This is a genomic window from Paenibacillus sp. DS2015 (genome assembly GCF_050433705.1).
Taxonomy (GTDB): Bacteria; Bacillota; Bacilli; order Paenibacillales; family Paenibacillaceae; genus Paenibacillus_AQ.
Genome location: NZ_JBNPWS010000032.1, coordinates 1 through 15,426 on the forward strand (window position 1 = coordinate 1; position 15,426 = coordinate 15,426).

Consider the following 15,426-nt stretch of genomic DNA (forward strand, 5'->3'; position numbering starts at 1 on the left):
TTTCTTTTTCGTGCAAAAACAAGAGCAGGCTATCTTTTCGATAACCTGCTCTTGTTCTTGATTTTTGGCCTGCGCCTTAACTTAATGACATTGTGGCTTGGGGGCCTCTTTTTTTTATAAAAAAAGTTAAAGTAACACTGCCTTGTTTATTACTTATTACCTCTCACTACTCAATGCATTTGTTCGATATTCCCCCGGGGTTAATCCCGTCCACTTTTTAAAAGCGCTTTGGAATGCGCTCGGCTCCGAATAATGAAGAAGATAAGAAATCTCCCCCACTCTATATTCTGGTTTGGCTAAATAACTAACGGCAAGCTCTTTACGAACCATATTTACTAAGCGGTTATACGACATATGCTCCTGCTTCAACTTGCTTTGTAATGTCCTCGGACTCATGTTAAATTTCTTAGCTGTGTCTTGTAACGTCGGCGAGAACGATGGCATGCATTCAATAATCCATTTATATAATTGATCGGACAACTGTTGACCCTGAGTCAATTTAGTTATGGCTTCCTCCGCAATCCTCTCAAATACACTCAATAGATGTGTATCCGCGTAAAGTATGGGATAATCCATGACCTCTCTACTTATGCGAAAAAGATTATATTCTTGTTCAAACAGCGGCTCTTTACCTAGAATGGCACTATACTCGCTCAGTTCCGCCGGGGCGGAATGTCGGAAGTGAATCTCGCGGATCGGAATGTTGGTACAACTCATCTTCGTCATCAAATGATAGATCGAACTCATCATATCTTCTGCGCAATGTCGTGGGGATTCTGTTAGCGGATGTTTAGAAACCAACTGAATAATAACGTCGTCCCCCGCCACTGTCCAATTCAGGTTGTAGTCGTTAGATACGATAACGTTATATTTTTGATAAGCTGTCAACGCTTGAGAAAGGGTACCCGAATGCAGCATAACGTAACCCAGAATCCCCAAATCAGCAATATCCAAGTTCATTCCTTGATGTAAACCAAAGAAGTCATCCTTCATCAATGTAGCGACTAACTCATTCAAATATTCGAAATCTTTCTGAGAAATGCGAGCATCTGCATCTTTCAAGAGATTAGCATCCAGAGATGCTTGTTTTAAAAAAAGGTCTATATCGTATTCATTACGCATTAGCGTTTTGATTAAGGGATAAAGTAGCGAAACGGATACACCATAATTACTTAACACTAAATACCTCCTTCGCACAAATGAATACAATTTCGGCGCATATCATCATATTCATGCCGCTTCCTTCAGCTTATCATTGATATATCGAACAGAACAACATCTAAGGAGGAATTACAATGAAGTCTAACATTGCTATCATCGTTGGACATCCGCACAGCGAAAGTTATTGCTCGGCCCTAGCAACAGCTTATATTCAAGGTGCAACGGAGAGTGGAGCAACGGTTCGTGTCATTGATTTAAGTACTATTCAGTTCGACCCTAACCTACGGTATGGATATCATCATAGAACTGATCTCGAAGAAGATCTACTTGTTGCACAAGAGGCGATTCGTTGGGCTGATCATCTCGTATTCGTCTATCCTACTTGGTGGGGCACGATGCCAGCCATCTTGAAAGGTTTTATTGATCGTATATTCCTGCCTGGTTTTGCTTTTAAATATCGTCAGAATTCCTTGCTGTGGGACAAATTACTGAAAGGTAAATCCGCTCATCTCATTGTTACGATGGATACACCCTCTTGGTACAATCTCCTCGTCTATAGGCAAGCCGGTCATCGGATCATGAAGCATGCGACCTTGAAGTTCTGCGGGGTTAATCCCGTTCGAGTGACCGAAATTACTCCTGTTAAGTCTCTTTCTGAGGAGCAGCGTAAGACATGGTTGGATAAGATTCACAAACTTGGCGCTAGATTCGCTTAATCTCACCTTTATGAATAATGAAAGAGTACCGTCCTATTCATAGCGACGGCACTCTTATTCAACTCTATTCCTGTTGTACTTTCATACAACGGTCATCAAATATTACTTAAGCATGTTACACTTTAGCTCTATCTTTTCCTTTATCCGCTTCGCCAGCATTCTTGTTCGCTGCATCACGGTCCAGTTGCATCTCTTCTACTGTTTTCACTTTCAGACGAGCTGCACCTTTATAGCCCTCTCGTGTCGGAATAAGGTTGCCCGCAGATAGACGCTCCTTAGCTTCTGCAATAGCTGAACCATACTGTGGTAGCCATTGCTCTTGGGCCACTAGCATTTCATCAACCAGTTGCCAAATTTCTTTAGGGTTACATACGGCACCTACGAGTGGGTCCATCATAAAGGCTTGACGCAACAGCTTATCATCACCACTAACAGCTGCCTCCACCGCTAGCCGTTGTACAGATATACTCACATTACATACAGCAGCAGGTCCTAACGGAAGCTCCCCAACCAACGGCATGGATATACCATTACCATCCACATAACCTGGCGCTTCAATGATAGCATCGTTCGGCAGATTAGATATTACACCTTTATTAATCATATTAAAGTGTCCTCTATATACTCTACCTGTCTCTAAGCCTTCAATGATATAGGAACCATGCTCTTCACTGCGTTTCTCCTGCTCGTACGCATGTGGCTCCTCTTTCATCCAGTTAGGGAAATCTGTCTCGAACCATCTACGACCTTCCGTACATACACGTAAGTAACCGCCTGTCTCTCCATTAATCCAGTTTCCTAGATCAATCCAATCTTCAATCTCATCTGCACGTTTTCTGTACCATGGCACATATTCACTAAGATGACCATTGGATTCCGTACTGTAATATCCGAATCTGCGCAACATATCGATCCTAACTTTTTCGGTTCTACTGAAATCGGCATGATTCTCGAAGGCTTCAAGTAGATCTCCGGTTAAGTCTTTGTTCTGATGACGAATTTGTACATACCAAGTCTGATGGTTAATCCCTGCACAAATGATATCAACCTCTTTCTTATCAAGACCGAACACTTCAGCAATCTGGGAATGTCCGCCCTGCACACCATGACATAGCCCAATTGTATTCACACCACCGTATTTATTACACGCCCAAGTTAACATGGCCATCGGATTAGCATAATTCAGCAACAATACATCTTGTGCGGCAACTTCACGAATATCCTTACATATATTCAGCATTTCAGAGATTCCACGTTGCCCGTACATGATGCCACCTGCACTCAGCGTATCTCCAACACACTGATCGACTCCATACTTCAACGGAATATCTACATCCGTTGCGAAGGCTTCAAGACCCCCTACACGAATCGTACAGATCACATATTTAGCATCTTTCAGTGCTTCTCTGCGATCCGTCGAGGATTGAATAGAGATCTTAAGACCATTCTCACGAATATCTCTTTGACATAAGTCTGTTACCATCTGTAGATTGTGCTCATTGATATCCGTAAATGCAACTTCCACATTATTAAATTCAGGTACTGATAATAGATCTCGCAATAGACCACGAGTGAACCCGATGCTTCCTGCACCAATAAAAGCTATTTTAAAAGACATAAATAATGACTCCCTTCAAGGTTGAATAACAGGTTTACCTGATATCTACATTGTAGCAAGTCTAGGAAGGAAGCGTTATCAAGATCAATACTTCTTCTAGCCAATTGTGTCAACAATCCTCACTTTTCAAATCGAAATTCACCCGCAGGTTTAGATATGTTACGGTATTCGACTGGCGTAAGTCCCGTATGTTTCTTGAATATCATATGGAGATATTGCCGACTACCAATGCCCACATAATCCGCTATATCTGCGATAGGAATTTCCGTTTGACGCAACAGCATTTTGATCTTCTCTATTCGAAAAACATTCAGATATTCCATAATGGATATCCCCATTTTAAGTTTAAATACCCGTTGTAGATACCCTGGATGAAGGCTGACGGATTCGGCAATATCCTTGATTAGAATGTTACGATCATAGTTCTGGTGGAGGTAATCAATACACTGTTGGACATACATCCCTTGTGGACTGCGAGATTCGATCAAATTCTCCTGATATAGTCTAGCAATAATAATTAGAAGTTGGCTAAGTAGCAATTGGGGCATAGGCTCAAAACCTGTCTTACTCGTATCTAGCTCATACACAAGATTCTTAAATACCAAATGGATATTATGGAGTTCCCTAAGTACAATAAACGGACTAGAATTACTAAATAACGCAGCAAGGGACTCCTCTTGCTCCGCTAGTTGTTTCATGGAAGGTAACCTTCTTCCCGTATCTATAAAGCGGAATTCAATATTAAGCATCCGGCATGTTCCTGGCACCACTAATCTGTGAGGCATATGAGCGCCTATAAGGATAAATTCACCCTTTTTCAGGGTCACCTCTGTGATTTCCTCTTCTGCTGTAGTCCGAAGTTCAACCCTACATATGCCATCCATGACATACATAATTTCCAAGGCATCATGCGTATGGAAAGATACCATCTCGAACCCTTCCCACTCCTTAAAGTAATAGGCGCTCACTTCGGGATGACAATCTTTCTCCAACAATAATTCCGGAAAAAGTTCGAATCTGTACATACGACAACTCCTCCTTAGCTAAGCGGTACAACTAAGCCCGTCTGCGCGAGTGTCACTTGCGCTGGAAGATGGTAATTCTCATGTAGATCCACATCATGGGACATGTGCGTATATATTGCCTTGCTCGGCTTAATGTCGTTCAGTAGAAGGGCCGCTTCCTGCATATCGTAGACTGATCTCGTTGCGAACTCAGCCTTTTCATGATAGAAGCTAGTCCCTAACACTAGCAAATCTAGTCCATATAAGGGTTGCTTCTCCCCCTCGTTCAGGTTAATGCTGTCTGAGCAATAAGCCCATGCATACTCCCCTTTCTTAAGACGATAGGCATATGAATATCCATTCTTACCATGATTCACTTTCCATCCTGTAACGAACCAGCCACTGAGCTGGATTCCTCCATCGACGGGAATGAAATCCAATTGCCTATTCAGCCATGGAAATTGGGTGAGAATCATTGATAGCACTTCCTGTGGCCCATATAACTGCCCTTTCTGGCCTGTCCATCTACAGGCGTCAGCCCATTCAGGCAACCCTGCAATATGATCAAAATGCGCATGTGTGATTAGAATCTTCGCGGTCATACGATGACCCAACGCTTCCATCTGTCTACGCCAATCTGGCCCACAATCAATAAGGAATGAATCGTCACTCCCGTTAACAAGTACCGATGAGCGCAACCTACGATTAACGCCATACTCTCTCGCCTCTGTACATACGTCACAGTCACAGTACACACGAGGAACCCCCATGGCATCGCCTGTGCCGAGAAACACTAATGAATTCATGCTGATTTGCTCCTTTTGCACACACACTTATACTGACTTAACCTTATGTCTTGGACATTTCTATGATAAACCAATGAAATTATTATAATCCATAAACCTCAAATACAACAGAGGGCTCACCTTGTATAAGGCGAACCCTCTTCTGCTTGTACTTCATTAAATTCCTGCCAACACCTGATACCATATCCCACGCTTGGAATAAAGCGTATCCCGTACCTCATTCCAACCTCCGAGATATTCAATATCAAACAGCCCCTCAGGAATAGGGTAGTTGCTCTCGTTCTCGCTATAGACCTTCTCATTCACCGGTCTGAATCCATGCTTCGTAAATATACGTTGCGCTTCTTCCGTCCACAAATAATCTACAAATGCCTCTGCGACTTCACGCGTGCCATGCTTATCAGCATACTTATCTACGACTGCAGCCGGATTCTCAATCAATATCGTATTGCGTGGAATGACTACCTCATACTTCACGCCTTTCTGGATACGTGCAAGCAATTCATTCTCATAAGTAACAATGACATCACCTACGCCATACTCGAATGCAGCCATCGAAGATCTCCCGCTTTTGTCGAGTGATTCGATGTTATTGTGTACTTGTTCCAGGAATGCCTTGGCAGCAGCTGGATCCTTATCCCCTTGTTCCTCTGACATCTTCAAGCCCGCACCATAAATAGCATTAATGTCCCACTGCGCTCCACCCGAGGTCTTCGGATTAGGATAGAGAACCTTCACATTCGGTTTCGTCAAATCTGTGAAATCCTGGATTCCTAACGGATTTCCCTCCCGTGTTCCAAGCACGACAATCGAACGAGTGATCATGCCATTCTCAGGTTTGCTCTTCCAATCAGAAGTCAACAAATTTGCCTTGATAAGCTTATCTATATCTCCCTCCATCGCTAGGAGGGTAACGTCCGCTTCGAATCCACCCACAATGGATCGAGCTTGAGTTCCTGAGGCTTCATAGGATTCCTGAAACCTCACATCTTGGCCTGTCTTCGCTTTCCACTCTTGCTGGAATTTCGGTATTATCTCTGTCAAAGCATCCTTAGCCACACTATAAGCTCCGATAACGAGAGTCACATCTCCCTCCTGAGCTGAGGCTGTAGCCGAAAGGGTCAGATCCTTATTGTTGCATCCAACCAAAAGAAGCGTTAAAACCAATATTAAGCTAATCAACTTTATATATCGTAGTGATAATTCCCTTATAATCGTCATGTGTACATCACTTCCCTTGTACAAGATAGCAGAGATATCAGAGATATCAGATAGCTTAAATCATCATTGGCATCGGGTCAACCTTCAGCCTGTTCTCCATAATCCAGCTTCGATCATCATTGAATAAATATGCACGATGCACCAATACACTAACTTCCTCGCCAATCTTCAACGTTTCTTTCTCAAGCGAACGATAGGTAATCAGCTTATGGGCACCAACTTCTACTTCAACAAGCCATTCACTGCCGCGAAAATGAAGATGTTTCACAATCCCTTGTTCCGTAGCCGAAGCTAATATAAATTCATGCTTATGTCCGATCTCAATATACTCCGGTCGTATAAGCGCACGCGTACCTACAAATTTGGCTACTTCTTCAAACCCCTTCAACTCGGCTGCATTCTCAATAACAGTTGATTCTCCTATAAAGGATGCTACAAACGGAGTCTTCGGTTCCTTATAGATATCCCATGGTGTCCCTTTCTGTTCTACGCGTCCTTGATTGATGACCATAATCTCATCGGCCACTTCAATCGCTTCATCTTGGTCATGCGTTACAAAAATGGATGTAATGCCTACACGCTCAATAAGGTCTCTAAGCCACGTGCGTAACTCCTGCCTAATCTTAGCATCAATAGCTGCAAAGGGTTCATCCAGTAGCAATAGCTGTGGTTCTGGGGCTAACGCTCGTGCAAAGGCAACCCTCTGACGTTGTCCACCTGATAATTGGTGTGGATAACGCTTCTCGAACCCTTTCAGACCCGTTAATTCAACAAGCTCCATCACTCTTTCCTTCACTTGAGCCTTCGGCATTTTCTTTACGTTCAATCCGAAGGCAATGTTGTCAAAGACGGACATATGCTTGAATAACGCATAGTTCTGAAATACGAACCCAATTCCTCGCTCTTGGGGTGGAAGAGCGTTCACTAATTTACCATGAAAACGTATCTCTCCAGAATCTAAATCCTCCAGTCCTGCTAACATGCGCAATATCGATGTTTTACCCCCACCGCTCGGTCCCAATAGACCAATGAGGTGGCCTTTCTCTATCTCAAAACTAACATCCTTTACAGCATGGAAATCTCCAAAATGTTTGTTAAGATTACGGACTTCAATATGCATATCAGGACACGCCCTTTCTTTTTTTCGCCCATTCCATTAATAAAAGCAGTCCAACAGAGAATGCAATAAGCACTAGCGCCACACTGTTCGCAGCCGTCACATTGAAATTCTCAACATCTTGATACACAAGCGTTGTTGCCGTCTGAGTCTTGTTCATAATGTTGCCTGAGACAACAAGTACCGCACCGAACTCTCCAACCGAGCGAGCTACGGTTAATACCACACCATAGACAACTGCCCATTGAATCGAGGGCCAAGTCACCTTCCAGAATGTCGTCCATGGATAAGCTCCAAGCGTAGATGCAGCCTCTTCTTGTTGAGAGCCAATCTCTTGTAACACGGGCATAACCTCTCGTACCATTAGTGGAAAAGTCACGAACAAGGTCGCAATCACCATACCTGGAAACGCGTAAACAATTTTGAAGCCGATATCCTCAAAAAAAGCACCCATTACACTGCTAGGCCCCAACATTAACACAATCATTAATCCACCAATAATAGGAGAAACCGCAAAAGGCAAATCTACAATACTATTTAGTAAACCCTTCAATCTCTCACTAAGCCAAGTACCTCTAACCAAATATATAGCCATCATAATACCGAACAAAGTATTAATTAAAGTTACTACAACGACAATGAGTCCTGTCATCATTAATGCATGTAAGGCTTCCGGTCTGAGTAAAGCATCCCTTAAGCCACTAAAACCATCGTTAAATGCTCCAGTGATAATTTTGATAAGTGGAGCAATTAAGAGTAACGCGAATACTAGGTATGTAAGTACTATCCACCATTTCCTCATCTTCGTCTCCCCCTCATCTGCACCATATTGATACACCACAGGATTGCAAAAGATAAGGTAAGCAGAATAATTGAAACTGCAGCTGCTCCTACCGTGTTATCACTTTCAACCTCCCCATAAATAAATACAGAGGCAATCAGGGTTTTTCCTGGAATATTACCCGCAACCAGCACAACCGCTCCAAATTCAGCCAAGGCTCTCGAGAAAGCAAGCATCCCTCCACTAATCATACCGGGCGCCATCGCTGGCAACAGAATTGAACGAAACACACGTGTATTGGAAGCCCCCATCGTATAAGCAGCTTCCTCCTCCGAGCGATCCATCTCTTCTAACAGAGGCTGAACGGCACGAATGACGAATGGAAAAGTTACGAATACCATCGCAATCACAATAGCGGGTTGATGAAATACAATTTCAAATCCCATAGATTCCGCTACAGCGCCGATCATACTATTCGGTCCTAGTAATAGTAGAATCATAAGTCCTCCGACAGCCGTAGGTAAGGCAAAGGGTAGATCTACTAAACTATTTAGAAATGATTTTCCCCAAAATTCATATCGAATCAGCACCCAACCAACCATGGTCCCTATAGCTACATTAATAAGCGTAGAGATTATAGCCAGCTTCAACGTCAAAAGAACAGCTTTCCAGGCGATTGGGTCGATAATGCTCTCTACAAACGTGTGCCAACCAAGTGAAAATGAATTGTAATAAACACCAAGTAGTGGGAGCATAACTAATAATATAAAATAGAGTAATATTGTACTTCGAAATCCCCAAGTCCATCCTTTATGGCGTAATATTGTGTTCATACTAGTTCCCCCTGCCTCCATAATGTGAGTGGTCGGCCCATCCGTAAAGTCTAATCAATAATTCCCATTAGACTACTTGGTTTTACATACGAGTACTTTACCAAATATTTACGGAGGTCGTCAATACCTGATTTCGTTTTAAACTGTTTTTATTTGGAACAATAACATAAATCACACCTGGATTTCATGAATTTTCAAATGATAAAAGGGAGGGGTATACAAACAAGGCGATCGGTCGTGAAGGATTGTACCTTCTCAGCCTCGCCTTTTTCTCGCGAACTATTTCTTTCACACGTTACAGATGTAACGATTCAACGTTATAAAGTGTTTTTATAAAAAAAAGAGGACTATACCAAGTTACGACACATTAGCTTTACATGAGACAGAGCCGCAGGTTTAATTTCTTCGAAGGTTAGTCGATCCTGGATATAATATGAAATAAACCCATGCATCGATAAAAATAACGTATGTGGCAAATCCTGTTGACCTTCTAGATTGCATCCTTCCTCAGTCAAGTGTTGATGAACAATCGACGAGAATAATTCGAAACACCGCCCTTGTTCCGAGCGACAATAGGCCCTTACCTCTTCATCTCTAATCATAAACATAATCTCATATTGGTAGGGATGATCCATTCCAAAAGAAATAAACTCTAGCATAAGATGCTCTACCTTAGAGAGACCTTCCGTAGATGGGTTACCCATAGCCTGAATCAATAGGAGTGCTAGACGTTTGAAATCCTCTATAACAATAGCATAGAACAATTCTGCTTTTTCCTTGAAGTGATAATACAAGGAACCGTGACTATAACCGAGATGTTGACCAATGCTGCGCATCGAAATTGCGTGATAGCCCTTGGTAATAAACAAATGCCTGGCCGCTTCCAAAATTCGTTCCCTCGATAACTCCTGTTCCACTGCTCTTCTTGCCATAGACGTTATTCCCCTTCAATATAATAAAGCTGTTCTCCTTCTGAGATCAGGGACTGACCCTGCGTCATGTCAACAATCCATGCTTTAAATGCCTCTGCTTCGGAGTTTCGTGGTAGACATACTATCGTGACCTTATCTGTGAAAAATGTTTCTCCAACGCGGATTTCATGATTACGCAGTTCATTCTCTACCTTACCTAACCAAGTATAATCTACTTCTACCAATACTTGTTGATGTAATACACGTTTGATCCGCTCTCCTGCTTCACTAGCAGCTACGGCTCCATCGGTATAAGCCCTAATTAAACCACCTGCACCTAACATAATACCACCAAAATACCTAGTTACAACTATAGCCACATTCTTGAGTCCTTGATTACGAATCACTTCAAGAATTGGTTTACCTGCGGTTCCGCTTGGTTCCCCATCATCTGATTGTTTCTGAATCTCATCTCTCTCACCAATCATGTAGGCTGAACAATTGTGTGTAGCATTCCAGTGTTTCTTCTTAATATCTTCAATGAAGGCTATAGCTTCCATTTCATTCTCCACTGGCATCACATGGCCGATGAATCTCGACTTCTTAATGACTATTTCCTTGGCTCCGGCTTGACGAACAGTGTTATAGCTTTCAATCATTTGATAATCCATCCTCTATATTGTTAAGAAAGCAGTCCCCCCGCTATGGTGCAACCGGTGAACTGCTTCTTGAAGTTGATTCTAGTTAGATAACAATCGGACCCTGGGATTTACTCGGAAAGTCTAGCCTCAAGCTCGGCTTTCTCTTTCTCATAACCGGGCTTACCTAGCAACGCGAACATATTCTTCTTGTATGCTTCTACACCTGGTTGGTCGAATGGATTAACGCCTAGCAAATAACCGCTAATTGCACATGCTTTTTCAAAGAAATACACTAGGTAACCAAAAGAGTAAGGTGTCATATTCGGAACCGTTACAATCAGGTTAGGCACTTGTCCATCCGTATGTGCAAGCATGGTTCCTTGGAACGCCTTTTTATTAACGAAATCCATTGTCTTTCCAGCTAAGAAGTTCAAGCCATCTAGATCATTCGGATCGCTCTCGATTGTGATTTGCTCTGCTACGTTCTCTACTTGGATAATCGTTTCAAAAATGTTCCGACTACCTTCTTGGATGAATTGTCCCATTGAGTGCAAGTCAGTCGAGAAGTCAACCGATGCAGGGTAGATTCCCTTATAATCCTTACCTTCACTTTCACCGAATAGTTGTTTCCACCATTCTGATACATAGTGCAGAGAAGGCTCATAATTCACAAGAATTTCGATAGCTTTGCCTTTACGGTACAATGCATTACGTACTGCAGCATATTGATAACTTAAGTTCTCAGCAACATTAGGGTTACTGAATTCTTTCGAAGCATCTGCTGCGCCTTGCATCATTTCCTCAATGTTAATGCCTGCTGTTGCAATAGGTAGAAGTCCTACTGGAGTTAGCACGGAATAACGTCCACCCACATCATCAGGAATGATAAAGGATTCGTATCCTTCTTCATTAGACAACTTCTTCAAGGCACCCTGTTCTTTATCCGTTGTAGCATAGATCCGCTTGCGAGCTTCTTCTTTACCATACTTCTTTTCTAGATCGGCGCGAAGAATACGGAATGCCACTGCCGGCTCAGTAGTTGTACCTGATTTGGAGATAACATTAACGGAATAATCCTTACCTTCAACCAAGTCCAATAGATGAGTAAGGTATGTAGAGCTGATATTGTTACCTGCGAAATAAATTTCAGGTGTCTTGCGCTTGTCTTTAGGTAGCATGTTATAGAAAGAATGAGACAATGCTTCAATAGCAGCACGGGCACCTAGGTAAGAACCCCCGATTCCGATAACGATAAGCACCTCAGAGTCGCTCTGAATCTTAGTAGCTGCTTTCTGAATGCGAGCAAATTCTTCTTTATCATATTGTGTAGGCAGATCAATCCAACCTAAGTAGTCAGATCCAGTTCCTGTACCTTTGTGTAATTGTTCATGTGCCAACTTAATTGGCTCTGCCAAATAGTCGATTTCGTGTTGACTAAAAAAGGAAAGTGCTTTGCTGTAATCAAAGTTAATATTCTTGGACATGTTTATCGAAAGCCTCCTATTTGATCTTTATGCCTATTTCCGTAAAAACCACATTAGAAATAGGATACTTTAAATTCCTATTACTGGCAAGCTCGTAACCTAACATTAAGGATCCGTTATTTGGGTCCACCATGGATTGTACCAGAACCTCGCATTAAAATAAATGAGGTTTATAGCAGCGAAGTTGTGCAAGTATGAACCTTGGAGCGTTCACATCACCACCATGCCCTTTAATTCATTCTCTGTTAGCGCTAACTATTTAATTGTTCAAAAAAGGGTCTGCTTGGATTCAACTCCAGCCTACCCTCTTTTGTTATATCAACAATCAGACGTACTACATTTCATTACTGTGTACACATATTGAAATGTAGTTTATTGTTTCTTCATTTCATTACTGTGTACACATATTGAAATGTAGTTTATTGTTTCTTCATTTCATTACTGTGTACACATATTGAAATGTAGTTTGTCGCTTCTTCATTTCATTACTGTGTACACATATTGAAATGAAGTCTATTGTTTCTTCATTTCATTATGTGTAAGAGCAGCAGTAATCTGTTACACTCCGGATTTCCAGAGAGAACTTAGAATGTGCAGGTACATGAAAAGTTGCCTGCCCCTCAATCTTTAGCCACTCTGTCGCACCAGGAAGCAATACATCTAGATCACCCGATAGGATTTCCATAATTTCCGCTCCATCTGTGCCAAATTCATAAGTACCTGGCAACATAATTCCGAGCGTAACTTTACTTCCATCCTGCTGGATAACCGTACGACTTGTAACTTTACCGTCATAATAAACGTTCGCTGCTTTAACAATCGTAGCATTGTTGAATTGGGACATCGCTCTCACTGCTCCTTTAATAAAATTAGCTCAAGGATATTGATAATTATAGCAATGCCTTAACGCGGCTAACTACATTTTCAACTGTAAAGCCGTATTCTTTAATGACACGATCACCAGGTGCGGAAGCCCCGAAAGTGGAGATGCCTAGAATATCACCTTGATCACCCACATATTTCTCCCAACCTAGAGGATAAGCCATTTCAATTGCAAGACGGGCTTTAACTTCTGGTAGGATCACGGAATTCTTATAAGCTTTATCTTGTTTCTCGAACAAGTCCCAACTTGGCATACTAATGACACGTACTTCGATACCTTCGTTAGCCAAAGCTTCTTGAGCTTTAACTGCCAATTGTACTTCAGAACCCGTAGCAATAATTTGAGCAACAGGCTTGCCATTCTTAGCATCTGCCACTACATAAGCGCCATGCTTGATTCCTTCACGTGCACCTTCAACAGAAGCAGCAAGAATCGGTAGATTCTGACGAGTTAATACTAGTGCTACTGGATTGGATTTATTCTCAACTGTATATGCCCATGCTGCTGAAGTCTCGTTCGCATCCGCAGGGCGAATCACTGTAAGACCTGGAATGATACGTAATGAAGCCAATTGTTCAATCGGTTCATGCGTCGGACCATCTTCACCAACAGCAATACTATCGTGCGTCAACACATAAGTAACTGGAAGACCCATAATAGCCGCTAGACGAACTGCTGGACGTAAATAGTCTGTAAATACGAAGAATGTTCCTCCGAAAATTTTGAGACCTTGATGTAGTTGAATCCCGTTCATCGCTGCTGCCATACCGAACTCACGCACACCATAGTATACATTGCGTCCTTCATAGCTTTCAGAAGTGAATGAAGAAAGACCGTTCAAATGAGTCATCGTTGAGCTTTCCAAGTCGGCAGATCCACCTAGAAGCTGTGGTACACGTCCAACTAGACCATTCAAAGCATTACCAGAAGCTACGCGAGTAGAGACCGCTTTATCTTCCACTCCGTATTTAGGAAGATCTGTATCCCAACCTTCTGGCAATTCTCCTGCAATAGCCTGTTCAAATTGAGTTGCAAGTTCAGGATATGCTTGCTTATACTTCGCATATTGTGCATCCCACTCTTTATTAACAGCAATGCCATGTTCTTTCACTTTAGCGAAATGCTCACGTACTTCTTGAGGTACATAGAAATCTTCTTCATATACCCATTTGTAGAAGTCCTTCGTCAATTTAGCCTCGTCAGCACCTAATGGAGAACCATGAGTACCGCCATGTCCACCTTTACCTTGTTTGTTCGGACTACCGTAACCAATGACAGTCTTCACTTCGATCAATGTAGGGCGGTCTGTATCGGCTTGTGCTTCAGCAATAGCCTTTTCAATCGCTGGAAGATCGTTACCGTCTTCTACACGCAATACTTGCCAGCCGTAAGCTTCAAAACGTTTTTGAACATTCTCAGAGAATGACAAGTTCAACTTACCATCCAAAGAAATATCATTGGAATCATAAAGCGTGATTAGTTTACCTAGTTTAAGATGTGCAGCTAGAGAAGCGGATTCGCTAGAAATACCCTCCATCAAATCTCCATCACCACAGATAGCATAAGTAAAGTGATCCACTACATTATAGTTATCTTTGTTGTAAGTAGCGCCAAGTTGAGCTTCAGCCATAGCCATACCTACAGCCATACCAATACCTTGTCCAAGTGGACCGGTTGTTGCATCTACACCCGCTGTGTGACCGTATTCTGGATGACCTGGAGTCAAGCTACCCCATTGACGGAACTGTTTCAATTCTTCCATTGGAAGATCATATCCACTTAAGTGTAACAAGCTGTATAGCAACATTGAGCCGTGTCCAGCAGATAGTACAAAACGGTCACGGTTGATCCATGTTGGATGATCAGGATTATGGTTCATCGTCTTAGCAAATAATTGATAACCCATTGGAGCGGATCCCATTGGCATACCCGGATGTCCGGAATTTGCTTTCTCGATGGCATCAATTGCCAAGGTACGGATCGTTGTGATCGCTAAATTATCGATCGTCGTATTCACATCTTTGTTAATAGCTTCGGTCTTATCAGTCATTGTTATCCTCCTCTTACATCTGAAAAATCAGTGATACAAAGCCTTCCATAACTTGATACACTGCGTTATTATGAAATAAATACGCTTTGAATGTTTCAATATGACTTATTGTAACACTTGAAGGTCCTTTTTTCCATATCCATGTTCAGTTTTCACATTGTCGTCATTCATTATTCCCAAATTTATATTAGAAAGTAAGG

At 42.2% G+C, this 15,426-nt stretch carries 14 protein-coding genes; 1 reads left to right on the forward strand and 13 read right to left on the reverse strand.

Annotation, left to right across the window (positions count from 1 at the left end):
* Nucleotides 1–156 precede the first annotated feature (156 nt).
* Nucleotides 157–1,179 (reverse strand): AraC family transcriptional regulator, encoded by a 1,023-nt coding sequence (locus J2T13_RS21195; protein WP_429374352.1) that lies wholly within the window; start codon nucleotides 1,177–1,179, stop codon nucleotides 157–159.
* Between the two features lie 116 nt (nucleotides 1,180–1,295).
* Between J2T13_RS21195 and J2T13_RS21200 the strand changes: the two genes are divergently transcribed.
* Nucleotides 1,296–1,877: an NAD(P)H-dependent oxidoreductase gene (locus J2T13_RS21200; protein WP_429374353.1), complete on the forward strand. Its 582-nt coding sequence runs from the start codon at nucleotides 1,296–1,298 to the stop codon at nucleotides 1,875–1,877.
* A gap of 115 nt (nucleotides 1,878–1,992) precedes the next feature.
* Here J2T13_RS21200 and J2T13_RS21205 read toward each other — a convergent pair whose 3' ends face one another.
* The 12 genes from J2T13_RS21205 to tkt form a co-directional block, all read right to left on the reverse strand.
* Nucleotides 1,993–3,495: an alpha-glucosidase/alpha-galactosidase gene (locus tag J2T13_RS21205; protein WP_429374354.1), complete on the reverse strand. Its 1,503-nt coding sequence runs from the start codon at nucleotides 3,493–3,495 to the stop codon at nucleotides 1,993–1,995.
* Nucleotides 3,496–3,614: 119 nt separating this feature from the next.
* A complete protein-coding gene (locus J2T13_RS21210; RefSeq protein WP_429374355.1) occupies nucleotides 3,615–4,520 on the reverse strand; it encodes an AraC family transcriptional regulator in 906 nt (301 codons plus the stop codon).
* A 14-nt stretch (nucleotides 4,521–4,534) separates the two neighbouring features.
* Nucleotides 4,535–5,305 carry an MBL fold metallo-hydrolase gene (locus tag J2T13_RS21215; protein ID WP_429374356.1) on the reverse strand — a complete coding sequence of 257 codons (771 nt, stop codon included), beginning with the start codon at nucleotides 5,303–5,305 and terminating at the stop codon, nucleotides 4,535–4,537.
* A gap of 156 nt (nucleotides 5,306–5,461) precedes the next feature.
* Nucleotides 5,462–6,526, reverse strand: a complete 1,065-nt coding sequence (locus J2T13_RS21220; protein ID WP_429374357.1) for a sulfate ABC transporter substrate-binding protein — start codon at nucleotides 6,524–6,526, stop codon at nucleotides 5,462–5,464.
* Between the two features lie 55 nt (nucleotides 6,527–6,581).
* A complete protein-coding gene (locus J2T13_RS21225; RefSeq protein WP_429374358.1) occupies nucleotides 6,582–7,646 on the reverse strand; it encodes a sulfate/molybdate ABC transporter ATP-binding protein in 1,065 nt (354 codons plus the stop codon).
* A 1-nt stretch (nucleotide 7,647) separates the two neighbouring features.
* The gene (locus J2T13_RS21230) at nucleotides 7,648–8,445 is read right to left on the reverse strand and encodes a sulfate ABC transporter permease subunit (protein ID WP_429374359.1); all 798 of its coding nucleotides are present in this window, start codon (nucleotides 8,443–8,445) and stop codon (nucleotides 7,648–7,650) included.
* Nucleotides 8,442–9,257, reverse strand: a complete 816-nt coding sequence (cysT, locus tag J2T13_RS21235) for a sulfate ABC transporter permease subunit CysT (protein WP_429374360.1) — start codon at nucleotides 9,255–9,257, stop codon at nucleotides 8,442–8,444. Before cysT ends, J2T13_RS21230 begins: the two co-directional genes overlap by 4 nt.
* A 347-nt stretch (nucleotides 9,258–9,604) precedes the next feature.
* Nucleotides 9,605–10,189, reverse strand: a complete 585-nt coding sequence (locus J2T13_RS21240; RefSeq protein ID WP_429374361.1) for a TetR/AcrR family transcriptional regulator — start codon at nucleotides 10,187–10,189, stop codon at nucleotides 9,605–9,607.
* A gap of 5 nt (nucleotides 10,190–10,194) precedes the next feature.
* Entirely contained in the window at nucleotides 10,195–10,827 is a 633-nt protein-coding gene (locus J2T13_RS21245; RefSeq protein ID WP_429374362.1) for a YigZ family protein, read from the reverse strand.
* 110 nt (nucleotides 10,828–10,937) lie between these two features.
* Nucleotides 10,938–12,293 (reverse strand): glucose-6-phosphate isomerase, encoded by a 1,356-nt coding sequence (locus tag J2T13_RS21250; RefSeq protein ID WP_429374363.1) that lies wholly within the window; start codon nucleotides 12,291–12,293, stop codon nucleotides 10,938–10,940.
* A 532-nt stretch (nucleotides 12,294–12,825) separates the two neighbouring features.
* Nucleotides 12,826–13,137, reverse strand: coding sequence for a pyrimidine/purine nucleoside phosphorylase (locus J2T13_RS21255; RefSeq protein WP_429374364.1), 312 nt, complete (start codon nucleotides 13,135–13,137; stop codon nucleotides 12,826–12,828).
* Nucleotides 13,138–13,183: 46 nt separating this feature from the next.
* Nucleotides 13,184–15,226 (reverse strand): transketolase, encoded by a 2,043-nt coding sequence (tkt, locus tag J2T13_RS21260; RefSeq protein WP_429374365.1) that lies wholly within the window; start codon nucleotides 15,224–15,226, stop codon nucleotides 13,184–13,186.
* Nucleotides 15,227–15,426: the final 200 nt, after the last annotated feature.